Origin of the sequence: Shewanella mytili (assembly GCF_046765975.1) — a bacterium.
GTDB lineage: Bacteria > Pseudomonadota > Gammaproteobacteria > Enterobacterales > Shewanellaceae > Shewanella > Shewanella mytili.
Genome location: NZ_JBKOUD010000003.1, coordinates 170,063 through 193,349, shown reverse-complemented (window position 1 = coordinate 193,349; position 23,287 = coordinate 170,063). Strand labels below are relative to the sequence as shown.

Annotated in this window: 20 protein-coding genes; 16 read left to right on the top strand and 4 right to left on the bottom strand. The window is 53.3% G+C overall.

What is annotated here, in order from left to right; genetic code table 11:
* The first annotated feature begins 1 nt into the window (after window position 1).
* Genes pabC through ACIDEJ_RS05180 form a run of 6 tightly spaced genes read left to right on the top strand, consistent with a single transcriptional unit; the run spans window position 2 to window position 4,574 of the window.
* Window positions 2-832 carry an aminodeoxychorismate lyase gene (pabC, locus tag ACIDEJ_RS05205; protein ID WP_411987026.1) on the top strand — a complete coding sequence of 277 codons (831 nt, stop codon included), beginning with the start codon at window positions 2-4 and terminating at the stop codon, window positions 830-832.
* Window positions 832-1,839, top strand: a complete 1,008-nt coding sequence (gene mltG, locus ACIDEJ_RS05200; RefSeq protein ID WP_411987106.1) for an endolytic transglycosylase MltG — start codon at window positions 832-834, stop codon at window positions 1,837-1,839. Before pabC ends, mltG begins: the two co-directional genes overlap by 1 nt.
* A gap of 8 nt (window positions 1,840-1,847) precedes the next feature.
* Entirely contained in the window at window positions 1,848-2,483 is a 636-nt protein-coding gene (gene tmk / locus ACIDEJ_RS05195; RefSeq protein ID WP_411987105.1) for a dTMP kinase, read from the top strand.
* Window positions 2,483-3,400, top strand: a complete 918-nt coding sequence (holB, locus tag ACIDEJ_RS05190; protein WP_411987025.1) for a DNA polymerase III subunit delta' — start codon at window positions 2,483-2,485, stop codon at window positions 3,398-3,400. Before tmk ends, holB begins: the two co-directional genes overlap by 1 nt.
* A 9-nt stretch (window positions 3,401-3,409) precedes the next feature.
* On the top strand, window positions 3,410-3,736 hold the full coding sequence (locus ACIDEJ_RS05185; protein WP_411987024.1) for a PilZ domain-containing protein: 327 nt from the start codon (window positions 3,410-3,412) through the stop codon (window positions 3,734-3,736).
* Window positions 3,737-3,782: 46 nt separating this feature from the next.
* The gene (locus tag ACIDEJ_RS05180) at window positions 3,783-4,574 is read left to right on the top strand and encodes a TatD family hydrolase (protein WP_411987023.1); all 792 of its coding nucleotides are present in this window, start codon (window positions 3,783-3,785) and stop codon (window positions 4,572-4,574) included.
* Window positions 4,575-4,784: 210 nt separating this feature from the next.
* Here the strand turns inward: ACIDEJ_RS05180 and rsmF are convergent, their stop codons facing one another.
* Entirely contained in the window at window positions 4,785-6,197 is a 1,413-nt protein-coding gene (rsmF, locus tag ACIDEJ_RS05175) for a 16S rRNA (cytosine(1407)-C(5))-methyltransferase RsmF (protein ID WP_411987022.1), read from the bottom strand.
* A 71-nt stretch (window positions 6,198-6,268) separates the two neighbouring features.
* Here rsmF and ACIDEJ_RS05170 point away from each other — a divergent pair, with 71 nt between their 5' ends.
* Window positions 6,269-7,495 carry a nucleoside recognition domain-containing protein gene (locus ACIDEJ_RS05170; RefSeq protein ID WP_411987021.1) on the top strand — a complete coding sequence of 409 codons (1,227 nt, stop codon included), beginning with the start codon at window positions 6,269-6,271 and terminating at the stop codon, window positions 7,493-7,495.
* Between the two features lie 76 nt (window positions 7,496-7,571).
* Here ACIDEJ_RS05170 and ACIDEJ_RS05165 read toward each other — a convergent pair whose 3' ends face one another.
* Genes ACIDEJ_RS05165 through ACIDEJ_RS05155 form a run of 3 tightly spaced genes read right to left on the bottom strand, consistent with a single transcriptional unit; the run spans window position 7,572 to window position 11,491 of the window.
* Window positions 7,572-10,205: an MlaD family protein gene (locus ACIDEJ_RS05165; protein WP_411987020.1), complete on the bottom strand. Its 2,634-nt coding sequence runs from the start codon at window positions 10,203-10,205 to the stop codon at window positions 7,572-7,574.
* The gene (locus ACIDEJ_RS05160; protein ID WP_411987019.1) at window positions 10,192-10,821 is read right to left on the bottom strand and encodes a paraquat-inducible protein A; all 630 of its coding nucleotides are present in this window, start codon (window positions 10,819-10,821) and stop codon (window positions 10,192-10,194) included. The genes ACIDEJ_RS05165 and ACIDEJ_RS05160 overlap by 14 nt, the downstream gene beginning before the upstream one ends.
* Window positions 10,808-11,491, bottom strand: coding sequence for a paraquat-inducible protein A (locus ACIDEJ_RS05155; RefSeq protein WP_411987018.1), 684 nt, complete (start codon window positions 11,489-11,491; stop codon window positions 10,808-10,810). The genes ACIDEJ_RS05160 and ACIDEJ_RS05155 overlap by 14 nt, the downstream gene beginning before the upstream one ends.
* Window positions 11,492-11,627: 136 nt before the next feature.
* Between ACIDEJ_RS05155 and ACIDEJ_RS05150 the strand changes: the two genes are divergently transcribed.
* The 9 genes from ACIDEJ_RS05150 to ACIDEJ_RS05110 all read left to right on the top strand — a co-directional run bounded on the left by ACIDEJ_RS05150 (window position 11,628) and on the right by ACIDEJ_RS05110 (window position 23,275).
* Window positions 11,628-11,930: a YebG family protein gene (locus ACIDEJ_RS05150; RefSeq protein WP_411987017.1), complete on the top strand. Its 303-nt coding sequence runs from the start codon at window positions 11,628-11,630 to the stop codon at window positions 11,928-11,930.
* Window positions 11,927-12,385, top strand: coding sequence for a GAF domain-containing protein (locus ACIDEJ_RS05145; protein WP_411987016.1), 459 nt, complete (start codon window positions 11,927-11,929; stop codon window positions 12,383-12,385). Before ACIDEJ_RS05150 ends, ACIDEJ_RS05145 begins: the two co-directional genes overlap by 4 nt.
* 235 nt (window positions 12,386-12,620) lie before the next feature.
* Complete coding sequence (proQ, locus tag ACIDEJ_RS05140; protein ID WP_411987015.1) at window positions 12,621-13,286, top strand: RNA chaperone ProQ; 666 nt, start codon at window positions 12,621-12,623, stop codon at window positions 13,284-13,286.
* Between the two features lie 39 nt (window positions 13,287-13,325).
* Window positions 13,326-15,392, top strand: coding sequence for a carboxy terminal-processing peptidase (gene prc / locus ACIDEJ_RS05135; RefSeq protein ID WP_411987014.1), 2,067 nt, complete (start codon window positions 13,326-13,328; stop codon window positions 15,390-15,392).
* A gap of 114 nt (window positions 15,393-15,506) precedes the next feature.
* Window positions 15,507-18,080: an aminopeptidase N gene (gene pepN / locus ACIDEJ_RS05130; protein ID WP_411987013.1), complete on the top strand. Its 2,574-nt coding sequence runs from the start codon at window positions 15,507-15,509 to the stop codon at window positions 18,078-18,080.
* Window positions 18,081-18,088: 8 nt separating this feature from the next.
* Entirely contained in the window at window positions 18,089-18,322 is a 234-nt protein-coding gene (locus ACIDEJ_RS05125; protein ID WP_411987012.1) for a DUF2835 domain-containing protein, read from the top strand.
* A gap of 482 nt (window positions 18,323-18,804) precedes the next feature.
* Complete coding sequence (locus tag ACIDEJ_RS05120) at window positions 18,805-20,838, top strand: DUF1302 domain-containing protein (protein ID WP_411987011.1); 2,034 nt, start codon at window positions 18,805-18,807, stop codon at window positions 20,836-20,838.
* A 23-nt stretch (window positions 20,839-20,861) separates the two neighbouring features.
* A complete protein-coding gene (locus ACIDEJ_RS05115; RefSeq protein ID WP_411987104.1) occupies window positions 20,862-22,214 on the top strand; it encodes a DUF1329 domain-containing protein in 1,353 nt (450 codons plus the stop codon).
* A gap of 47 nt (window positions 22,215-22,261) precedes the next feature.
* Window positions 22,262-23,275 (top strand): WD40/YVTN/BNR-like repeat-containing protein, encoded by a 1,014-nt coding sequence (locus tag ACIDEJ_RS05110; protein WP_411987010.1) that lies wholly within the window; start codon window positions 22,262-22,264, stop codon window positions 23,273-23,275.
* The last annotated feature ends 12 nt before the right edge of the window (window positions 23,276-23,287 follow it).

Sequence of the window (23,287 nt, the reverse complement as noted above, 5' to 3'; positions counted from 1 at the left end):
CATGACTGCCGTTTGGGTTAATGGTCAGGCAACTGACAAAATAAGCGTTTTTGAGCGGGCCTTCACCTATGGTGACGGCCTGTTTGCTACCATGGCAAGTGATGGCGCGGGGCATTTGCAGTTTTTGACCGTGCATTTGCAGCGGTTGCAAGACGGTGCGGCCAGGCTGGGTTTCCCTTGGCAGCCGTCTGACTCGCTGCAAGCCTTACTGGCTCGTATCAGTGCGCAGCATCCCCGCCATTGCGTGAAACTGCAGCTAAGCCGTGGTGTGGGCGGGCGAGGTTATGCGCCGCCCCAAACCCCATCGATGACAGAAGTGGTGAGCGTCAGCCCGTTGCCGGCCCATTATCAGCATTGGCAACAGCAGGGCATTCGTTTGCAAACCTCCTCCGTGCGTTTGGCAAGGCAGCCTTTGTTGGCGGGCATGAAACACCTTAACCGGCTGGAGCAGGTGTTGATTAAATCCCATCCCTTGCCTGAAGGGGCAGATGATTGGCTGGTGTTTGATACCCGCGAGCTGCTGATTGAGTCATCCATGGCCAATGTGTTTTTGCTTTGTGCCCAGCCGGATAACACATTGCGGGTGATAACGCCGGCAATGAATTATGCCGGGGTTTCCGGGGTGATGCGCCAGCAGGTGATCATGGCATTGCTCGCCATGGGCATGGATGTGCAAGTAGGTCAGGTCACTGGCGATGTCATGCAGCGGGCATCGCACCTTTTTATCAGTAACAGCCTGCTGGGCACCGTGGATGTTGTTGGCGTGGACGGCCGCGATTATGATGTATGGCCACAACGCCAGCAATTACAAGAATACCTCACCATTCAATGATGAAAAAATGGCTACTGTTCACCGCCGCCACCTTGCTTGCTTTGCTGACCCTGTTGTCGGCACTGGGGCTATGGGGTTATCAGCAATTACAACAGTTCAGTAAGACGCCGCTGGCACTGGATGCCCCACAGGAATTTCAGGTGGCGCCTGGCACCTCTTTCCATCATCTGGGGAGGGCGCTGCAGCAGCAAGGGTTGCTGCAGTATGACTGGCATTGGAAGCTGCTTGGAAAACTGCAGCCGTCACTCACTGCCATTCGCTCCGGGGTTTACGAAATCACACCAGGTGACACGCCGGTATCCTTGCTGCAAAAACTGGTGACCGGGGATGAAAAACGCTTTTCCCTCACATTGGTGGAAGGCAAAACCATTAACGAGTGGCGCCGTTATCTGCAGCAATTGCCCCATTTAACGCACACCACACAGCCGTTTTTGCAGGTGCTGCAGCAACAAGGTGACTTGTCTGCTGCACCAGAGGGCAAATTTTTCCCCGATACTTACCAATATCGGGCAGGGACGGCATTATCCACCATCCTTGAGCAAAGCTACCGCAAAATGCAGCAGGAGTTGCAACAGGTGTGGCAGGCGCGGGCAGCGGATTTGCCCCTGGACAGCGCCTATGCGTTGTTGACCCTGGCATCCATCATCGAGAAAGAAACCGCGAAACCGGAAGAGCGGCAACTGATTGCGGCGGTATTTGTCAACAGGCTTCGCAAAGGGATGCGTTTGCAAACCGATCCTACGGTGATCTATGGCATGGGTGACGATTTTACCGGCAACCTGACACGCAAGGATTTATTAACCACCACGCCGTTTAACACCTACCGCATTGCCGGATTACCGCCCACTCCCATTGCTGCGCCGGGTCGTGAAGCATTATTGGCAGCGGCACATCCGGCGCAGGTAAAGTATCTTTATTTTGTTTCCCGCAACGATGGCTCCCATGTGTTTTCCAACACCTTGGCAGAGCATAATCGGGCGGTAAACCGCTATCAGAGAAAAAAATAATGCAGGTCATGCAAGCATCCACCGGAAAATTCATTGTCATCGAAGGCCTGGAAGGCGCGGGTAAATCCAGCGCGGTTGCCCTGGTGCAGTCATTCCTGCAACAACTGACAGGCAACATGCCGGTTTGCACGCGAGAGCCGGGGGGCACGCCGCTGGCAGAAAAAATCCGTACCCTGGTAAAAACCGTTGATGCCACAGATCCCCTGTGTGATGAGGCTGAATGTTTGCTGATGTATGCAGCCCGGGCACAATTGGTGAACAATGTGATTAAACCGGCGCTGCTTCGGGGCGAATGGGTGTTGGGAGACAGGCACAATCTGTCGTCTTTGGCGTATCAGGGGGGCGGCCGGGGGTTGATGCCGTTGGTTCAGACCATCAGCCGTGCAACGCTGGGAGAGTTTAAACCCCACCTGACGTTATATCTGGATATTCCGCCAGCCGTGGGCATGGCCAGAGCCGCCAGCCGGGGCGCACTGGATAGAATCGAGCAGCAAGCGCTGACATTTTTTGAACGTGCCAGAGCCACTTACCTGTCACTGGCCGCCGCCGATGACACCATTGTGGTGATCGATGCCAATCAGCCATTGGCACAGGTGCATCGGGATATTCGTCATACACTGGCGCAACGGTTGGGGAGCTGTTAATGCCGGAAGAATTGCCATGGCTGCAAGCTGCCAAACAGCAGTTTATACAGCAACGCCAACAGGGGAACTTACCCCATGCTTTGTTATTGCCGTTACCTGAAGCCGATGGTGGGGTATTGCTGGCAAGGTTTATGGCGCAGCAGCTGTTATGTGCCCATCCTACGGCAAGTGGCGCCTGTGGCCACTGCAAAAGCTGCCAGCTGTTTGCGGCTGCCACCCATCCGGATTTTTACCAGTTACAGGCAGACGGTAGCCAGATAAAGGTTGAGCAGGTTCGCCACTTGTGCGAGGCATTAAGTACCACCCCTCAGCAGGGCGGTTACCGGATTGCCCTGGTGTTGCAGTGTGAACGGATGAATACGGCAGCGGCCAATGCGTTATTGAAAACCCTGGAAGAGCCGGGGGCGGCCACCTTGTTGTTGCTGCAAAGTGATCATCCCGGCGGCTTGTTGGCCACCATTGTCAGTCGCTGTCAGCAGATTAAGGTTAGGCGTCCCTCTCCTGAACAGTTACACCTCTGGCTAAGGCAGCGCCATCCCCAATTGAATGAACCCGTGGCGTGGTGTTTACCCGTGGCTGGCGGTGCACTCAAACTGGCACAATACATAGAAGACGGTTATTTTGAAGAGCTGAAAAAACTGAAGGCCGCCTGGCAGGACAGTTTAACGAAAGGGCATCTGAGTCAGAAACTGAGTCATCCGAAAGCGGAGCAGTTGTTTGATTTGCTCAAACTGTTGTACCAGGTGTTAATGGAGCAGTTGCAATCGGCTAGCTTAGACCCGCTGCAACAATTGCGGTTAACGGAATTGGCTACCAGTGTCATGCGGGATAACCGGCAACTGATGTTAATGGCCAATGTCAATTACCTGGCACTGTTCCAGCGTTATGTCTTAGAATACAAGAGAATCACAAGATAAAAGTACCTTATGGTTGATCTTATTGTAAATTTCGACACCTTGCATCAGTTGTACCGTGCCTATATGCCCTTTATCCACCCGGCAGGGCTGTTTGTGACAACCACCGAAAGCCATTTTTTGGGGCAGGAGATGCGCATTGGCTACCGGCTGCCCGGCAGCACCGGCATTAACGAGTTTTTGGGGGTTGTGGTGTGGATAAACCCGTTGGGTGCCTCCGGTGGCCGTCCTGCTGGTGTGGGGGTGAAAATCATGTCAGAGGCGCAGGAGCACAAGCAACGGATTGAAAACCTGTTATCCCGTGAGCTGGCCTCGGGTGATTTGACCTGCACCATGTAGCGGGATATTCTTAGCCCCCTTTGCTGAACGTCTCCGGGGACACGTCGTGTTAGTAGATTCCCATTGTCATCTTGATCGGCTAAAAGCCGCACCAGATCAAGACTCTCTCGAACAAATCATTGCAGCTGCCAAAACCCGTGGGGTGGATTGGTTCTTGTGTGTCAACGTCAGACTCCAGGATTTTGCCGCCATGCGCGAAAAAATGGCCGCTTACCCTCAAGTGTTTCTGTCCGCAGGGGTGCATCCGCTGGATGTGGAAGCCGGATTATCCATTGATGCGTTAACCCGGCAGGCCGCCGACCCCCGGGTTGTGGCCATAGGTGAAACCGGGCTGGATTATTTTTATGCGCCAGAAACCAAAACCGCCCAGCAGCAGTGTTTTGAGCAGCAAGTGGCGGTGGCCACCGACGTGGGCAAGCCCTTGATTATCCATACTCGGGATGCCCGTGCCGATACCCTGGACATTTTGCGCAACGGCCATGCCGACAAATGTGGCGGGGTGTTGCACTGTTTCACCGAATCGCTGGAGATGGCGGAAGCCGCCATGGAGATGGGCTTTTACATTTCCGTTTCCGGCATTGTGACGTTTCGTAATGCCGATGCCCTGCGCCAGGTGATTAAGCATATTCCCAAAGAGCGGTTATTGGTGGAGACGGATTCACCTTACCTTGCGCCCATTCCCCATCGGGGCAAGGAAAACCAACCGGCGTTTGTGCGGGATGTTGCCCAGTTTGTGGCAGATTTGCGTGGCGACACACTGGAAGAGCTTGCCGCATACACCACCGATAATTTTTTCCGGTTGTTTGATGGCGCTGCGGTATTGGCCGGACGGGAATAACAGGCAAAAAAAGGCCCAAAACCATTCCGATTGTTTTGGGCACAGGGGAATGGCTCATTAAAGAGCCGTGCGCTTAAGTTGAGATACGATAGGATTGCTGTCTCTGGTTAAATTCTAGCCTAGCCGATTAAAGCCACAGTGGAATGCTGGGGTATCGTTAGTCTATTTTTGAATATAATATAACCAAACGTAATAAATGGATGTGGCCGGTTACTCCATGCCACTGATATTATCCCGCACCAGATTTCGGGGTAACTGGTTTTTAAGGCGGTTACCCAGATGTTTGGCCAGCCCCAACACTTGCTGTTGCCACGTGATAACCCGTTCACCTTGGGCCTTGGTGGGCGCCATGAGGGGAATATCCCGTCCCATCATGTAGTGCGCCGCTTCCTCATCATTCACGTCAATGGCGTGTTCCCGGTTAACGCCCATGGCGATCACCGCTTCATGTTGCAGTTTAATGCCATGTTTTTCCACGGTGGCAATCTTTACCCCAATGCGCTGAAAGCGTATTTTGCCAATCAGCGAGGCAAAGTCTTGCGGAAACCACCATAACTCTTCATTGCGTGCCCACAACCTGGCTTTGTCTATGGTTATCCCCAGGGTGCTTTCCAGGGTGTCCATTAATAACTGGTGTTGCTTATGGGAGGCGGGCTGAAATGGAAAATTTGGAATGGGCGCTGGCGGTGTGCCTCGGGCGGCAACAGAGGCGGTTTTACGGATCCTGGCCACAAAAAAGCCTTCGCTGTCGTATACCTGCGGCCAGATGTGCAAGAAACCTTCAGGCGTCACCGTTTTATGAGCATCCTGAAAGAGATGTTCCAGTGATTCAAAAGCAACGGCATCCCCAAAGGTTTGCTGCAGGTGTTGGCATACCCCGTGATTTTCGGTTTTGTTCAGGGTGCAGGTGGAGTACACCATGACCCCGCCGGGCTTCAATGCCAAAAATGCGGATTCAATCAAATCTCGCTGGGTGGCGGCAATGGCGGCCACTTCAGCAGCCTCCCAGTTTTTCAGTGCCAGCGGATCCTTGCGCACCGTACCCTCGCCGCTGCAGGGGGCATCAAGCAAAATGGCATCAAAGGTTTCATGCATGGCATCGCCAAAGATCCTGGCGTCATACAACGCCATTGCGGTATTGCTCACGCCCATGCGCAACAGATTGGAATGCAGTGCTTTAATGCGGCTTGCGGAGTATTCATTGGCAACAAGGGTGCCGCGATTTTGCATCATGGCGGCAATCTGGGTGGTTTTTGAACCGGGGGCGGACGCCATGTCCAGCACTGTGTCCATCAGGGTATCGTACAGTAGGGCCATGGGCGGCAGCATGGAGCTGGCTTCCTGGATATAAAACAGCCCTTGCAGATGCTCCAGGGTGTTGCCCGGCTGCACGTTATCAGGGGCGATGTACCAGAAGCCATCGGGGCACCAGGGGATTTGTTCAAATTGCCAGCCCTTTGCCTGCATGCGGGCCAGGAAACTGTCCCGGTCAATTTTCAGGGTGTTCACCCGCAAAGAAGGGCGCAAGGGTTTTGCACAAATCGCAATAAAATCATCCATGGAAAGCTGCGGGGGTAACTCTTGGGTAATACTGTTGATAAAATTCTGATTTAATTGAACCATAAAACTAAAAAACACGCGTATTTTTTCGCGGGATTATAACACGCAATGTGGGAATGTTCGGGGAGGTTTTGGTGCTGAATCGGGTTTGGAGCCTGTTTTTTGCGGTGTCGCTGTTAGCCATTGTGCTGCAATGTCTTACAGGTCACACCGAGGTGATTAATGCGGCGGTGGCAGCGATGTTTGACAGCGCCACCTTGGCCGCAAAAATAGCCCTGGGGTTGATTGGCGTGTTGACGCTGTGGCTGGGATTGATGCGTGTGGGCGAAAAAGCCGGGGTTGTGGCTGCCATGGCCTGGCTGGTGGAGCCATTGCTGCGAAAACTGATGCCGGAAGTCCCCAAGGGGCATCCGGCCTTTGGCAGCGTGACCATGAACCTGACTGCCAACATGCTGGGGCTGGATAATGCTGCAACCCCGTTGGGGCTCAAAGCGATGCAGGATCTGCAGTCACTCAATCCCAACAAGGAGGTTGCCAGTAATGCACAAATCCTGTTCTTGGTGCTCAATACCTCATCGGTGACCCTGGTGCCGGTGACGGTGTTCTTATACCGGGCGCAGCAGGGGGCTGCCGCGCCGGCAGAAGTGTTTTTGCCCATTTTGCTGGCCACTTTGGGCTCTACGCTGGCGGGATTGCTGGTGGTGTCGCTGGTGCAGCGATTGCCTCTCTGGAATGTGACCGTAGCCGCCTACGGACTGGTGATTCTTGGCGGGATCACCGCTGTGGTGGCCACGTTGCTGCAGCAAAGTGCTGATGCCATCGGCTCGGTTTCGGCGCTGGTAGGCAATGGCGTGCTGCTCACGTTGGTCTTGCTGTTTGTCCTGGTGGCCAGTGTGCGCAAGGTGGCGGTGTATGATGAATTCATCGAGGGGGCCAAAGCCGGGTTTGAGCAGGCCATCAGGCTCATTCCCTATTTGTTGGCCATGTTGTTGGCCATTGGCTTGCTACGGGCATCTGGCGCCCTGGATTATTTACTGCAGGGGATTGCGACACTGGTACAAGCCTTTGGGTTTGATAGCCGCTTTGTGGATGCACTGCCCACCGCCTTGATGAAACCGTTCAGTGGTTCGGGTGCCAGGGCAATGATGCTGGAAACCATGGCGCATTATGGCGTGGATTCATTTGCCGGGCGTTTGGCAGCGATTTTTCAGGGTAGCACCGAAACCACGTTTTATGTGCTGGCGGTATATTTCGGCTCTGTGGGCATCCGCTATGGCCGACATGCTCTGGCTTGCGGTTTGTTTGCCGACGTGGCCGGCATGTTAAGTGCCATTGGGGTATGTTACTGGTTTTATGGCTAGGCCGGGGTGGTTATCCGCCCCGGCACCATGGTGACCCAGTCAGGCTTGACGGCATATGCCATTGCAGGTGCCGCTGTCAGTCTGTTGCCCGCATGTCAGTAAGCTGCGGCTGCCATTGCTGCCACGCTTTTTCCGGCTGTGCAAAAACCGGGAACACCTTGGTTTCATCGGGAATTGCCGCTTGTTGGTTATCCAGCTCGGTGACCACCCCAATGCCGCCGGCCAGAATGGTTTCCAGTGAACCGGCATTAATCTGGGCGCCGGAGAACAGCCCAATGTCCACCTTGATGCCGGACAGATCATAAAAGCGGCTGCTGCTGTTGATTAAATGGCGGTAACGGGCGGCAATGCCTGCCTGTAACAACACCCCATCGCCATTGTCGGTCAGGTGGTAATCGAGGATGGCACCAACTTGCACGCCGCGAAAGAAAATCCCCGTTCCCCGCTTGATTGAACCCAAATCGGGGCGGCGCAGTTGCAGCGTCAGCGCTGCTGTGCCCTGATAGTCGTCCCGGTTGCTGACCACTTGAAACTCGGTCGTTTTTGGGCCGTCCACGCCCGGCATTACCGCAATAAAGGCGCCGCTGAGCAGGGCTTCCGGGTGCTCAATGCCTTTTAGGGAAATTTGCGGTTTTTGTAGTTGATAATGGCTGTCTTGTTTCATCAAGGGGGCAGCATATTGCCCGTACAGGTAAGCATTGGCTGAGAGTTGCCGTAAATCCTTATCCAGGGTGACGTGGGTCACTTCTCCTACCTGGGTTCCCTGATAACGAATGGGGGCTCCGGCGCTGATGGCCGCATCCAGCGGCAGTGTCAACCGCAGGTGCTGGGCCTGACTGAGGGCCAGTGCCTCCGTGGCATAAAGGCGTTTGGGCTCAGCGGCTTTATGGTCAAGCTTGCCCATGGCGATACTGCCCTTGAGCATTCCCTTGACCGGCGCCATGGAAACCTTAACGCCGCTTAACCCGGCATCCACGGTCAATGGGGGCTTTTGCCAGAACACGATGTTTTCCTGCAAGAGGGGGGCAAAGGTATGCTCAATTGCCAACGTCAGGGCAAAGTCATCTGTCGCAGCCCGCCAATCCACCGCCGTTACCGCACCCACCTGCATCTGCTTGTAATATACAGGCGCCCCCGGGGTAACCGATGCGCCACTGTCGCTGTAAAGGGTCCATTTGAGTTGCCGCCCTTGCTGGTAAAACTGCTCGGCTTTGCTGACAGAGGCAAAAAGGGGCACGGGCTTGCGGATATTCAGCGCGTTTTTATTGCCACTGTAACGCAGGTTAATCACGCCGTGGGTGAGGGTGGTAATGTCGCCGCTTTTGAGGGTAATGCCATCCAGTGATGCTTGCATATCAAGAGGGGCTTCAGCGATGAAATCGCTGCCGGCACGGAGTAATGACTTGAATTCAGGTAAAATTTCAGCCTGATATTGCACGGCACTGAAATCATCGCTAAGGCGCATCCGGGTGACCTGGCCAATCTTGACCTGGCGGTAGCGGATTTCGGCACCGGATTTGACACCGGGGTTTTCATTGGCGGTGAGGGTCAGTTGCACGGGCGCTGCCTGTTCCAGCATCGGGGCTTCACTGGCGAGTCGATATTGGGGCAGCGGCTCCCCGGTGCCCGGTAAAAATTCGATGACTTCACCACTGACCAGTCGCTCGGGGTGTTTGACGCCGGCAAGTGAAATATCCGCCCCGGCGCGCCAGAAATGGGCATCGGCGCCTAATAATTTGGCATAAGGGGCATCCAGTCGGGCATGGATTTCCACTTGCGCGGTGTCGGCCGCAATATCTTCCACTTCACCAATGGTAACCCCGCGGTAGACCACATCGGTGCCCGCTTTGATCCCGTCAGCGCTGGCGGCCATCAACGTAAAGCGTATGCCGCCGTGAGCCTCTTGCTGGTTGGGATAGAGTTTGTATCCCTGGTTGGCTTCAGCTACCGGTGAGTTCGCCGGTGAGCTGAAATTGATGCCGCCGGCAATCAGCGAGGCAAGACTGGCCGTATTGACTTTGATGCCGGATAACGACGCATCAATCTGCACACCGGACACATTCCAAAAATGGGAATCCTTGCGTACCAAATTGGTGTACTGTTTTTTGATATAGGCTTTAAGCAACACCTTGTGCTGCTCATCCAGCCGATAACTTACCACTTGTCCCACTGGGATCTGGCGGTAAAACACCGGTGAGCCCACATCCAGCGAGCCGAGTTTTTCCGCCCGCAACTCCACCACCAGCCCGTTATTGCCCGGCAGTACCGACGGTGCTTCCAACTCCGCTTCAAAGCGATCGCGAAATGCGCCATCGCCCGGCAACAAGCCGATGTAATTGCCGGAAAACAGGGTGTCGAGTCCTTCCACCCCGGTAATGCTGGCTTTGGGAGCAACCAGCCAGAATTGGCTGTTTTCCCGTAACAGCGGCTCTGCCCGATAATCCATCAGCAGATCAACATTCACGCCTTTCAGCTCATCATCAATGGTGATGTCCACCACCTTGCCCACATTAAGCCCTTGATAACGCACGAGGGTTTTGCCCACATCAATCCCCGTGGCGTCAGGGAAATGGATGTGCACGGCAATGCCGGATTCCTGGATGCTCTTAATGCCGAGCCAGGCGCCCAGCGCCAAGGCGATAATCGGCAGTAACCATATGGGAGAAAAGAGTTTTTTATGCACCACTTTGGGTTGTTCAATGTGTGTCATCTTGTTTTTCCAGCTGATCCCATAACAGGCGGGTGTCGAGCACTTTGGCAGACATTTGGGTAAACAGAATCACCAGTGCAAAGGCGGTTGCTGCCGGTGCCGGTTTGGCATCCAGTAGCTGTCCCATGTTGACCAGTGCCACCGTAAGCGATATTACAAACAGATCCAGCATTGACCAACGGCCAATCCATTCGATGAAATGAAAACCCACGGTAAGTTTCTGCTTAGAAAATTTCAGATTGAAGCTGATGGCGGAAAGATAAATCCCCAGCCCGACGATTTTCAACCACGGCACCAGAATGCTAGCGGTAAAAACAATGATGGCAATGGGTAACATATCCGCATGAACCAGACGCAAAATGCCACTGAAAATCGTATCTTGCGTAATGTGTCCACTTTTGGTGAGGGTGGTAATGGGGTAGATGTTGGCCGGTACCAGCAAAATGGCAGCGGTAATCAGAAAGGCCCAGCTGCGCTGCAGGCTGCCGTAATCCCGGGGCTGCACCGGGGCACCACAGCGGCAGCAAAAACGGTCGGATACCTGATTGATCTGACCACAATCGCGGCAGCTGCATAACCCCAGGTCTTTGCCCTGCACGCCGTTAGTTGTTGCCATTGAGGTAGCTCCACATATATTCCAGCTGATATTCCCTCAGCATAAACAGCACCACCAGAAACAGCATGGTAAAGCAGAATGTGCCCATTCCAAAATACACATCGGCAAAATCGGCCAGCTGAAAGGAGGTCACCAAAAAACTGATCACATAGATTTCCAGCATGGCCAGTTGGGATAACAACCGGTGATGGCGCAGTAACATTATCAGCAGTTGCCGTCCTGAGCTGCGGCGATAATAGCCGCTCTTGATTATCACGGTTTGTGCCAGCACCGAGCAGAGCAACAATCCCGGCCCTATCACCGCTCCCACCAAAACGGCCAGGCCCACGACCCAGTACCCCTCGTTGGCCACCGCCAGTGCGCCTTGAAACACGGTAGTGGTGCGGATACTGCCAATGAAGTGCATTTCAAGTACCGGTAGCAGCATGGCGGGAACATACAAAATGATGGCCGCAATGCACATGGCCAGCACGCCGTTAATCGTGCAGTAAGGTGTGTCGTAAAGGGTTGTCTGGCAGCGGGGGCAAAGGGCTCTTACACCGGTGGGCAAGGCCCGGCGGCTTACGGCCAAATCGCAGGCACGGCACAATACCACAGTGTCCTTGAAACGGGCACCATTATCGGCGGCATCGGCTAGTGCAGGGGGCTTGCCCTGAGTATCTGTACACATAGTAAAAAGCAGTTTACCGAGTAATCTTTACAAAGTTAACTGCCGCAGATGTTAGCAGATAGCGCGAAGCGGTTGCATCCGTAGCGGGAAATATGTCACTCTAGATACTGTATGTTTAAACAGTGTGAGGAAGATCATGGCGGTTATTACCCGGTTTGTTGTGGTCAGAGAAGGGGTGGAAAAAATGACGTTTACCTCCAAAAAGGAAGCCGATGCCTATGACAGGATGTTGGATATTGCCGACAACCTGTTGCCCTTTATCCAGGCCAGTGAAGTAACGATTGACGAAGCCTCGGCAGAAAAGCTTGCTTTTTATATGGCCACCCATAAAGATACGCTGGCAACGTTATTGAAAGGGGCTGCGGTGAAGAAAATACCGGCAGCGAAAACCGCCAAGAAAAAAGCATCTGATGATGCACTACCTAGGGATGCTGAATGAAAGCCCAGTGTTATGACACTCTGAACCGACAAGCTGCGGCATTACTGGACGGTGAAACCGATCTGATTGCCGCCATGGCCAATTTCTCTGCGTTACTCAATGAACATTTAGAGCAGCTTAATTGGGTCGGGTTTTATCTGTTAAAGGGACCGCAGTTGGTGCTGGGGCCTTTCCAGGGCAAAGTGGCCTGCAGCCGCATTGCCGTGGGCAAAGGGGTATGTGGTGCGGCGGTGTCTGAAAACCGTACCCAGCGGGTAGGGGATGTCCATCAGTTTGCCGGACATATTGCCTGTGATGCCGCCAGCAATTCGGAAATTGTCGTGCCGGTAAGGCAACAGGGGCAAATCGTGGCAGTGCTGGATGTGGACAGCCCTTTGACCGACCGCTTTGATGCAATCGATCAACAGGGGCTGGAAACCCTGGTTGCAACCTTTGAACGGTGTCTGTTTGCTTAAAAGCCGTTCGATTTTGTGTATTTGATGGTCGCTTTCGGTGTGGCTCGGCTTATAATAGGCCGCTTAATCGCATGCAGGCTCGCTGTTTTGGCAATTGTACCGAATCATTGCTAAGGTCAGTGGAATCTTTGGTTAGCCCCAAAGGCATGCTAACTTGTAGATTATCCTTCGGGATAAAAAGAACTAACGACCGGGCCTTATGCTGCCTGCGTCCCTTGTAATTCGTGGAAGTAATATGGAATCAACAGAAAAGTTGACCGACACCAATGCCATTCTGGCGTATTTGTATGAAACCTTTCCTTTATGTTTTATCGCTGAAGGTGAAGCTAAACCTCTAAAGATTGGACTATTCCAGGATTTGGCAGAACGGTTGGCCAACGATTCCAGAGTCAGCAAAACCCAGCTCCGGGTTGCTCTGCGGCGTTATACCAATAGCTGGCGTTATCTGAAATCCCTCAAAGAAGGCGCGCAGCGGGTTGATTTGGATGGCAATCCTTGCGGTGAGTTGGAACAAGAGCATATTGAACATGCCCGTACCACGCTCAAGGAAAGCCAGGAAAAAGCCAAGGCCCGTCGTGTTGAGGCTGCCAAAGCAGCCAATCAAAAAGCGGCTGATGGCCAGCCTGCCCGGGCTGACAAACCCAAGGCACGGCGTAAGCCCCGTGTTGACAACCGAAAAGTTGCCATTCCTAAATCCGCGCCCCAGCGCCAGGCCGCACAGCCTGCCGTACAATTGGTGCCGGCCACACTGTCAACATTGAACCCAGGACAACGTGTCAGTGTCAAACTGGGTGTTAAGCCTGTAGGCGGTGTCATCCAGAACATCAATAAAGACGATGTTCATGTACAGTTGGACTCCGGCCTGACCGTGAAGGTTCATGCGGAGCACATCCTGCTGTAACTCACCGGGAATTTATATCGAAAAAGGAGTAACTTGCTGATGCGAAAGATTATTATAGCGGCGTCTCTGGCCAGTATGCTGTTGGGAACCTCAGCGTTCGCTATATCCCCGACAATCCCGCTCAGCGAGTTGCCCGAGCTTCACCAAGAGCCGCAACATCTGGTTACCAGCAAACGTGTGGCCGGTCTGTTCACCCGTTCCCATTATCATCGCATTGCCTTGGATGACGCTTTTTCGGAGCAAATCTTCGAGCGTTTTCTCAAACAATTGGATTATCGGCGCAACGTGTTGTTGCAAAGCGATATTGAACGCCTGAAACCCTATGCCAACCAGTTTGATGACATGATCAAGAACGGGCAGCTGGACGGCGCGTATCAGATGTTTCATCTGGTGCAGCAGCGCAGCTATGAGCGTTTTGCCTATGCATTGAGTTTGCTGGACAAAGATAAACCCATGCATTTTGATGTGGCGGGCGACAAATACGTATTCAACCGTAAAGAGGCTGCCTGGCCCAAAAACGAAGCGGAATTGAATGAATTATGGCGGCAGCGGGTTAAGTACGATGCCCTGAGCTTGAAGCTCACCGGCAAGAGCTGGCCTGAAACCGTCGACATTTTGCAAAAACGTTACAACAACGCCATCAAGCGCATGAAGCAAACCAACAGCGAAGATGTGTTTCAGGGCGTCATGAATGCTTTTGCACGCAGCATAGAACCCCACACCAGCTATTTGTCTCCCCGCAATGCAGAGCGTTTCGAGATGGAAATGAACCTGAGCCTGGAAGGCATCGGGGCTGTATTGCAGATGGAAGACGATTACACCGTGATTAAAAGCCTGGTGGCCGGTGGCCCGGCAGTGCTGAGCGGCAAACTGGCCGTGGATGATAAAATCGTCGGTGTGGGCCAGAGTAACGGTGACATTGTGGATGTGATCGGTTGGCGCCTGGATGACGTGGTGGAACTTATCAAAGGCCCTAAAGGCAGTGAAGTCACATTGCAAATTCTGCCGAAAAAGGGGGGCTCCAACGCCAAACCTTTTGTTGTCACCATGATGCGGGACAAAATCCGCCTGGAAGATCGGGCGGCCACATCCGAAGTGACCGTTCCGGAAGAGGGGCCTTATGCCCAACGTAAAGTGGGCGTTATCACCGTGCCGGGTTTTTACATGAACCTGTCCAATGATGTGGCCAATGAACTGCAAAAACTGCAGGCCGAACAGGTGGAAGGGATTGTTATCGACCTGCGGGGCAACGGTGGTGGCGCCTTGACCGAAGCCACATTGATGACCGGACTTTTCATTGATCAAGGCCCGGTGGTGCAGATCCGCGATGCGAGCGGTCGTATCACCCAAAACAGTGATAACGATGGCAAAACCTACTATGACGGGCCATTGACGTTGCTGGTGGATCGTTATTCCGCTTCCGCATCGGAAATTTTTGCCGCGGCCTTGCAAGATTACGGCCGTGCCCTGGTCGTGGGCGAGTCAACGTTCGGTAAAGGCACCGTGCAGCAGCACAAAGGGCTGGGGCGCATCTACGATTTATATGACAAGCCCATCGGCCATATCCAGTACACGGTGGCCAAGTTTTATCGCATCAATGGTGGCAGTACCCAGCGTAAAGGGGTTACGCCTGACATTTTGTTCCCCAGCGCATTGGCGGCCGGTGAATATGGCGAGTCAGAAGAAGACAACGCCTTGCCCTGGGATCAAGTGCCCCCTGCGCGTTACCAGGTGCTGCATGATGTGACCCCTCCCATGATCCAAAATCTGGCGCAGCACCATGAGCAGCGCATTAACAACAGCGTGGAATTTGGTTATATTCTTGACGATATTCAGGAGTTCAAAAAACACCATAAAGAGAAAAGCGTGTCTTTGGTGGAAAGCGAGCGCTTGAAAGATCGGGAAGACAACGACACCAAAGCCTTGGCGCGCCTTAATGCACGGCGACACCTCCATCAGCTGCCGGCATTGAAATCACTGGATGATGAAGATGACGTCAGCGAGGCAGAAAAGAAAATTGCCGAGCCTGATACCTTCCTGGATGAAGCGGTGGATATCACGCTGGACATGGTGGATTATCGCAAAACCGCGCAGCTTCAGCATTGAGTCATCATGACGAAAAACGCGCTTAATGCGCGTTTTTTCTTTGCCGCATATGACGCTGCAATACCGTCGTGAATCGCTGCATGTTTTAATTCTTTTTTATCAAGGTCAGTTCTTATGTCTCAGAATGTAAATCAGCCCGCCAGTAAACGTCTGGCAGATTATCGTGCCCCGGCCTTTTTGATCCCGGAATTATCCTTGTCATTCAGATTGGTGCCTACGGCCACTATCGTGACTGCGTGTAGTCGTGTGGTGCGTAATGGCGCCCATAACGAGCCTTTGGTATTGGATGGCGAAGATTTGGAATTGCTGGAAGCCAGCATCAACGGGCAAAGCGTGGCAGTGCAACAGCAGCCTGGCAAGTTACTGCTGGAAACGGATCTGGATGAATTTGAACTGACTTTGGTGACCCGCATCAATCCCCAGGACAATTCCACCCTGGAAGGCCTTTACATGTCGGACGGCGCCTATTGCACTCAATGTGAAGCTGAGGGGTTCCGCCGTATCACCTATTTTCTCGATCGCCCCGACGTGCTGGCTAAATACAATGTCCGCATTGAAGCCCCGGTTGCTTTCAAGTACCTGCTGAGCAACGGTAACAAGGTGGATAGCGGTGAGCTGGAAGATGGTTGGCACTATGCTTGCTGGCAGGACCCGTTCCCCAAGCCCAGCTATCTGTTTGCACTGGTAGCCGGTGACATGGACTTGCTGGAAGACAGCTTTTGTACTGTCAGTGGCCGGAATGTAAAACTTCAAGTATTTGTTGATAAAGGTAATTTGCACAAAGCCCATCATGCCATGGCCTCTTTGAAAAAGGCGATGGCCTGGGACGAACACCGCTTTGGGCTGGAATACGATCTGGACATTTACATGATTGTTGCGGTGGATTTTTTCAATATGGGGGCCATGGAGAACAAAGGCCTGAACATATTCAATACCAAATACGTGCTGGCGGATGAGCAAAGTGCCACCGATGATGACTTCCACGGGATTGAGTCGGTGATTGGTCATGAATATTTCCATAACTGGACTGGGGATAGGGTAACCTGCCGCGATTGGTTCCAGTTGAGCCTGAAAGAGGGCTTGACCGTGTTTCGCGATCAGGAGTTCAGCTCCGATGTGGGCTCCCGTCCGGTCAATCGTATCCATGCCATCAAGGTCATAAAGAATCAGCAGTTTGCTGAAGATGCAGGACCGATGTCTCACCCCATTCGTCCGGAAGAAGTGATAGAAATGAATAACTTCTATACCGTGACCGTGTATAACAAAGGGGCTGAGGTTATCCGCATGATGCACACCCTGTTGGGTGAAGAAGGGTTTCAGGCGGGGATGAAACTGTATTTTGCCCGTCATGACGGGCAGGCGGTCACCTGTGATGATTTTGTGCAAGCCATGCAGGATGCCAGCGGCAAGGATCTGACCCAGTTCCGCCGTTGGTACAGCCAGGCCGGTACGCCGCAAGTGAGCGTGACTGACAGTTTTGATACGGATGCCGGCATCTATCGCTTGCAGCTGACACAAAACACGCCTCAGCGGCCGGGTGAACCTGCCAAACTGCCGCTGCACATTCCGTTTAGCCTGGAGCTGCTGGATTGCCAAGGCAATACACTGCTCAATGAAGTGCTGGATTTTACAGAAGCAGAACAAGCATTTGAATTTACCGGTATCCACACCCCGGTGGTCCCTTCCTTGCTGCAGGATTTTTCAGCGCCGGTGCGGCTTGACTACCAGTTTACCGTAGAGCAGCTACTGGTGTTGATGGCGCATGCCTCCAGTGAAGTGGCCCGTTGGGAAGCGTCCGTGACCCTGTTCAGCCAGGCGGTATGGAAAAATGTAGCCAGATTGCAACAGCAACAAGGCATGGTGTTGGATAACCGCATTATTGACGGTTTCAGAGGGGTGATCTTAAGTGATGGATTGGATCACGCCCTGGCCGCTGAAATTCTGAAAATGCCTTCAGTGTCTACCTTGATGGAGCAGGTAAGCGAAGTCGCGCTGGATGCATTGCTGTGTGCCCGGGATTATGTGGTGGACTCCATTGCCACGGCTTGCGAAGAGGAAGTCTTGGCCCGTTACCAGGTACTGCACAACATTGATGATGCCGGTAGCCGTGCCTTTGGCAACGCCTTGTTGACTCTGCTGGCCCGTGGCGCTGATGGCCATGAAGCCTTGCTGGAGCGGCAGTTTTACCATGCCACCAACATGACCGAAGCCTTAGGGGCGCTCAGCGCTGCGGTAGAAGGCAATAGCGATTGCCGTGATGCCTTGTTGGCCGCGTTTGAGCAACGCTGGAACAAGGTGCCTTTGGTCATGGACAAGTGGTTCTCATTACAGGCCAACATCAATGCGCCTGACGTGTTACAGCGTTTGCAACAGTTACAGCAGCATCCGGCATTCAGCATGGGCAATCCCAACCGGGTTCGCGCCTTGCTCGGCACGTTTGCCGCCGCCAACGTTGCCCAGTTCCATCGTGCCGATGGCGCGGGTTATCGCTTCATGACCGAGATTATCAAACAGCTTAACAGCAGCAATCCCCAGGTTGCCGCGCGGATAATCACGCCGTTGATCCAGTTCGGGAAACTGGACGCACAGCGCCAGCAACAAATCCGGCAATGCTTGCAGCAACTGCTGGCCTTGCCTGATTTGTCACGGGATCTGTATGAAAAAGTGACCAAGGCCCTGCAGGCCTGAGCCGCGCGATGACAGACACGTTTATGGCTTTTTATTTTCGGCTGAACCTGAGTTTTGAGGAGTTCAAACCCTATTATCAGGGGATAGCTGAAACCGTACAGGTTCGGGAGCGTGGCGGTAAGCGCTTGCAGATTAATGCGCGCCATTTCCGACAATTCCTGGCCCCTGATGGCATCCATGGCGAGTTTAAGTTAGTCGTTGATAGAAAAGGTCATTTTCAATCCATTACTCGCATGGACTAGTTTTTGACAAGCGTATGACACATGCCCTGGGGTAAATTCCCGGGGCATTTTTTTGGGGATTGCATTCCCTCGGTCATTGCAATGCGTGAGGGATAACACCGGGCGTCATGTCTCAAAACCTTTTTTGCTGGGACAGCAGAACCACCATGATTATTTTTAAATTTACCTGAACAAAACTAGAGTAAAAACTTAAAACGTTTGAATGATAACCAGGATTGTTATTATACCTTTGTCTATTTTTTAATCCTTTAAATATCATCCGGTTATAAATGCAATTAGCTTGTAAGACCAATTTACCTTAAGCCGATTCAAAAATCCCCGCTGTTTTTCACCCTCGAAAATCATGTAAGTGCCCAAAAAGTCTAATGTTTTATCACTTGATAGGTGTTGTTATTTGTTGTAACCATTATGTTACCTGTCGGCTTACTAGATGTTGATATTTCATTTCAAACAACGCAATCGGCAGGCATGGAGACGCTAACATGACGACGAAGAAAATGTTCAACAAGTCGGTGATCACATTGGGGGTGATATCGGCGCTGAACCTGGGGCTGCTCTCTTCTGCCGAGGCGGTTTCGTTTAATTGGGGAGATGTTAAGGGGTCCTTTGACTCAACCTGGACACTGGGCGCCAGCTGGCGAGTGGCGGAACGTGACTGGGATGGCCAAATTGGCAAAGTCAACCATCCGCAGTTTGACTGGACAGGGTATTCCGCCTTTGGGGATACCCGCTATGGGGCTGCGGAAATCTGGGCACAGCCCGGCTCTTATTCCAGTAACAACGATATGAGCAATCTGTTGTATGCCAAAGGGGATACCACTTCCGAGATTTTCAAAGGCTTGCATGAATTACAGCTGGAATACCGCAATTTCGGCTTGTTTGCCCGTGGCATGTATTTTTATGACCGCAAGCTCAATAACGGCAACTTCGGCTATACCCATCCATTAACGGGCAAGGAGTATGACCCCTGTGCCGATGATAGGGCCAGCGAAGTGCAGTGTAAGGATATCCGTTTGCTGGATGCCTTTGTCTATGGCAATTTTGATCTGAATGAAGGCCGCAATCCATTAACAGTCCGCATCGGTCAGCAGGTGGTTTCCTGGGGGGAAAGCACCTTGATTTCCCACGGGATTGCTGAAATCAACCCGGTGGATTTGAACATTCTGTACGTGCCTGGCGCCGAGCTGAAAGAGGCGTTTCGCCCCCAAGGGATGATTTGGGCCTCAATGGGGCTGACGGAAAATCTCTCGGTAGAGGCTTTTTATCAATATGACTGGGAGCCCATTTGGGTACCGGCTCCTGGCTCCATTTTTGCCACCAATGATTTTGTGGGATATGGCGGTTATGCGCAAAATGCCCAGCTGGGCTTTAACGCCAACCCGGATATCAACCTGGACTTTCTGGAGATGGAGTACCGCAATTTTGCCAATGCTATCGCCAGTGGTGCTGTGCCCACTGCCGCATTGGCGCAAATGGCATTGGCCTATCCCACCAAGGTGACACTGGTTCAGGATGAAGCAACCCCAAAAAATGGCGGACAGTATGGCCTTAAAGCCAGTTATTATGCGCCGCAGCTGGGTGAAACGGAGTTCGGTTTCTACTTTATGAACTACCATAGCCGTCGCCCGTTAATCAGCGGCACCGCGGCCAATTTCACCACTGAAGCGCTCATGAGCGATTTGGCGCTTATCGGGCAGAACGCCGGCCAAATCGATCGCCAATTGTTGTTGAGTTTACAGAGTTTCTCCAAAGCCCAGGTGGTGTATCCAGAAGACATCAAACTGTATGGCTTCAGCTTCAATACGCTGGTGGGGGATACCTCGGTTGCCGGGGAGATTGCCTACCGCCAGGATGAACCCTTGCAAATTGATGATGTGGAGCTGTTGTTTGCCGGGATGCCACAACAGCTGGCCAATGCCGGAATACGGCCAGATCTTGATGGATTGTCCCAATTGGATGCGGCGCCAGGCGAAACCGTTGACGGCTTTATCCGGCGGGATACCACCCAGGCCCAGGTTACCTTGACGCACTTGTTCGGCCCCACGTTGGGCTTTGACAACCTGACCATGCTGGCAGAGGTGGGCGGGGTCTGGATTGACAATATGCCGGACTTTGACGAACTGCGCCTCAATGGCCCCGGCACCGGCCGCAGCGGTGGTAACCCGCAAATGCCCGGTATCATCCAGGCACTGCAGGATGGCCCGGAAACCAATCCATTTCCCACCGCATTTGCCTGGGGTTATCGCCTGGTGGCCAAGGCTGACCTCAATAACCTGTATGCGGGCATTAACGCCTCACCCCGCGTGGTGTTTTCTCACGACGTGAATGGCATTACCCCGGATCCATTATTCCTGTTTACCGAAGGGCGCAAGTCGGTGGCATTGGGGATCAGTTTTGATTACCAGAGCCGGTGGGGGGCCGATCTTTCCTATAACAATTTCTTTGGTGGTGTGGGCACCACCAATGCCATGGCTGATCGCGATTACATTTCGTTCAGCATCAAGTATTCGCTGTAAAGAGGACAACCAACATGCATGGGATAAAATCATTAACGGCTGTTGTCATCATGTTGCTGGGAAGCAATGTTCAGGCGCAGATATCTGAAGCTGAAGCGGCCCGTTTGGGCAAGGATTTGACACCCCTTGGGGCGGAAATGGCAGGAAACAAGGATGGCTCCATTCCCGCCTGGACCGGCGGGATCACCAAGGCGCCCGCCGGCTATCAAAAAGGCATGCACCATCCGGATCCTTTCGCGGCCGACAAACCCCTTTATACCATCACCAGCGCGAATGTGGGCCAATATAAGTCGTTGCTGACACCCGGTCAGCAAAAGTTGTTTGAGTTATATCCGGACAGCTTCAAAATGCAGGTGTATCAGACCCGCCGCAGTGCCTCGGTTCCCCAGTACATTTACGATGCCACAAAAGCCAATGCCACCACAGCCACGCTGGTTGCCGGCGGTAATGGGGTGGATGGTGCCACCAAGGGCATCGCGTTTCCCATTCCGGCTAACGGGCTTGAGGCCATCTGGAACCATATCTTGCGTTTTCGCGGCGTGGATATTGCCACCCACCGGGGACAGGCAGCGCCTACGGCATCAGGGGACTATACCCTGGTAGAAATGGAAGAGGAAATCCGGGTGGAGTATGCCCGGCCGGAAGAAACCCTGGAGCAGATGCGTAAAGACAACCTTTTATTCAGCTTCAAGCAGGTGGTGACGCAGCCAGCACGGTTGGCCGGTACGGCGCTGCTGGTGAAAGAAACCATGAACCAGGAAAAGGAACCCCGGCAGGCATGGACCTACAATACCGGGCAGCGACGGGTACGCAAGGCTCCCAACGTGGCCTTTGACACGCCGGGCACCGTCTCTGACGGACTGAGAACCACGGATGATTTTGACATGTTCAACGGTTCACCCTCCCGTTACAACTGGGAGTTGCTGGGAAAACAGGAGCTGTTAATTCCCTATAACGACTACCGGTTGCATTCCGACAAGCTGCAATACAGCGATATTTTGCACAAAGGCCATATCAATCCGGACGTGGTGCGCTATGAGAAACACCGGGTATGGGTAGTGAAAGCCACCCTGAAAGCCGGGATGCGGCATATCTATAAAACCCGGGTGTTCTATCTGGATGAAGACTCCTGGCAAATTGCCGTGGCGGATTTATATGATAACCGTGACGAGTTGTATCGGGTAGCCCAAGCCCACGGGATTAACTATTACGAAGTGCCCGTGCAGTGGAGCACCCTGGAGGTGTATCACGATCTCCAGTCACGTCGCTATCTGGCGTTGGGGCTGGACAATCAGTCTCCCATGTATGACTTTGACGCCAAACTCACCGAAGCCAATTTCACGCCGGCCTCACTGCGCCGTCAGGGAATACGTTAATTGTTCACCGGGGGCGGCATGGCCCCCACTCATTGAAGGCGTATGACATGAAGTACTGCGTGTGGTTTTGCAGCATTATCTTTGGGGGCTGGCCCGGATTGCAGGGCGCTGTGGCCGCACCTATAGCCATTACCGGCCAGCAACAGCCATTGGCGGCCAAGTCACTGGTACTGGATATCACCCCGGTTGGCAATAACCTGATGGCCGTGGGTGAGCGGGGGCACATACTGCGCCTGTCACCCGACGGCAGTTGGCAGCAATTGTTGTCGCCAACCCGTAACTTGCTCACCCGAATCATCTTTATTGACCAGCAACAGGGCTGGGCCGTCGGACACGATGCCACGGTGTTGCATAGCGTTGATGGCGGCGACAGCTGGCAACAGCAATATCACTCGCAAACACTGGCCCGGCCATTGCTGGATGTGCATTTTCGTGATGAGCAAAACGGGTTGGCCGTAGGGGCCTATGGCCTTTTTCTGCGCACTCACGATGGCGGCCAGCACTGGCAACGGGAGTTTCATGGTGAACTACTGGGTGAGGACGACAGGCAATATCTGCAACAGCTGCAAACAGAAGACCCGGAAGCTTACCAACAGGAGTCGGATTCAATCTTGCCCCATTTTAACCGGTTGCTGGCGCTGAGTGATGGCCGCTTGCTACTGGTGGGGGAAATGGGATTGGCCGCGGTGAGTGATGATTTTGGTCAGCACTGGCAACGGCTTGATATCGGCTATCAAGGCTCACTGTTTGCCGCGCTGGAAGCCCAAGGGCAGGTTTATGTGGCGGGGCTGCGGGGCAATCTGTTTGTCAGTGATGTCACATTGCAGCACTGGCAGCCCATTCCTTTGTCACAACAGGCCACCATCAACGGCATGGCCCAGTTGGGGGAACAGCTCTGGCTGACCGGTAACAGCGGGGTGGTGATTCAACTGGACAAAAATCATCACAGCCGCTTGGTGCGCCAGCTGAAAGGGGAAAACCTGTTAACGCTGGCAGCGGATAAAACCGGTAAGGTCTGGCTGGCAGGCACCAAAGGTTTGCAACCTATAACATTAAAATAACGGGTGTGGTTT

Coding starts and splice junctions, on each gene's coding strand:
- ACIDEJ_RS05150 (WP_411987017.1), top strand. CDS start 11,628: ATGGCGGTTATTACCCGGTTTGTTGTGGTCAGAGAAGGGGTGGAAAAA.
- pabC (WP_411987026.1), top strand. CDS start 2: ATGACTGCCGTTTGGGTTAATGGTCAGGCAACTGACAAAATAAGCGTT.
- tmk (WP_411987105.1), top strand. CDS start 1,848: ATGCAAGCATCCACCGGAAAATTCATTGTCATCGAAGGCCTGGAAGGC.
- ACIDEJ_RS05145 (WP_411987016.1), top strand. CDS start 11,927: ATGAAAGCCCAGTGTTATGACACTCTGAACCGACAAGCTGCGGCATTA.
- mltG (WP_411987106.1), top strand. CDS start 832: ATGAAAAAATGGCTACTGTTCACCGCCGCCACCTTGCTTGCTTTGCTG.
- rsmF (WP_411987022.1), bottom strand. CDS start 6,197: ATGGTTCAATTAAATCAGAATTTTATCAACAGTATTACCCAAGAGTTA.
- ACIDEJ_RS05155 (WP_411987018.1), bottom strand. CDS start 11,491: ATGTGTACAGATACTCAGGGCAAGCCCCCTGCACTAGCCGATGCCGCC.
- ACIDEJ_RS05120 (WP_411987011.1), top strand. CDS start 18,805: ATGACGACGAAGAAAATGTTCAACAAGTCGGTGATCACATTGGGGGTG.
- ACIDEJ_RS05110 (WP_411987010.1), top strand. CDS start 22,262: ATGAAGTACTGCGTGTGGTTTTGCAGCATTATCTTTGGGGGCTGGCCC.
- ACIDEJ_RS05185 (WP_411987024.1), top strand. CDS start 3,410: ATGGTTGATCTTATTGTAAATTTCGACACCTTGCATCAGTTGTACCGT.
- ACIDEJ_RS05165 (WP_411987020.1), bottom strand. CDS start 10,205: ATGACACACATTGAACAACCCAAAGTGGTGCATAAAAAACTCTTTTCT.
- proQ (WP_411987015.1), top strand. CDS start 12,621: ATGGAATCAACAGAAAAGTTGACCGACACCAATGCCATTCTGGCGTAT.
- holB (WP_411987025.1), top strand. CDS start 2,483: ATGCCGGAAGAATTGCCATGGCTGCAAGCTGCCAAACAGCAGTTTATA.
- prc (WP_411987014.1), top strand. CDS start 13,326: ATGCGAAAGATTATTATAGCGGCGTCTCTGGCCAGTATGCTGTTGGGA.
- pepN (WP_411987013.1), top strand. CDS start 15,507: ATGTCTCAGAATGTAAATCAGCCCGCCAGTAAACGTCTGGCAGATTAT.
- ACIDEJ_RS05125 (WP_411987012.1), top strand. CDS start 18,089: ATGACAGACACGTTTATGGCTTTTTATTTTCGGCTGAACCTGAGTTTT.
- ACIDEJ_RS05160 (WP_411987019.1), bottom strand. CDS start 10,821: ATGGCAACAACTAACGGCGTGCAGGGCAAAGACCTGGGGTTATGCAGC.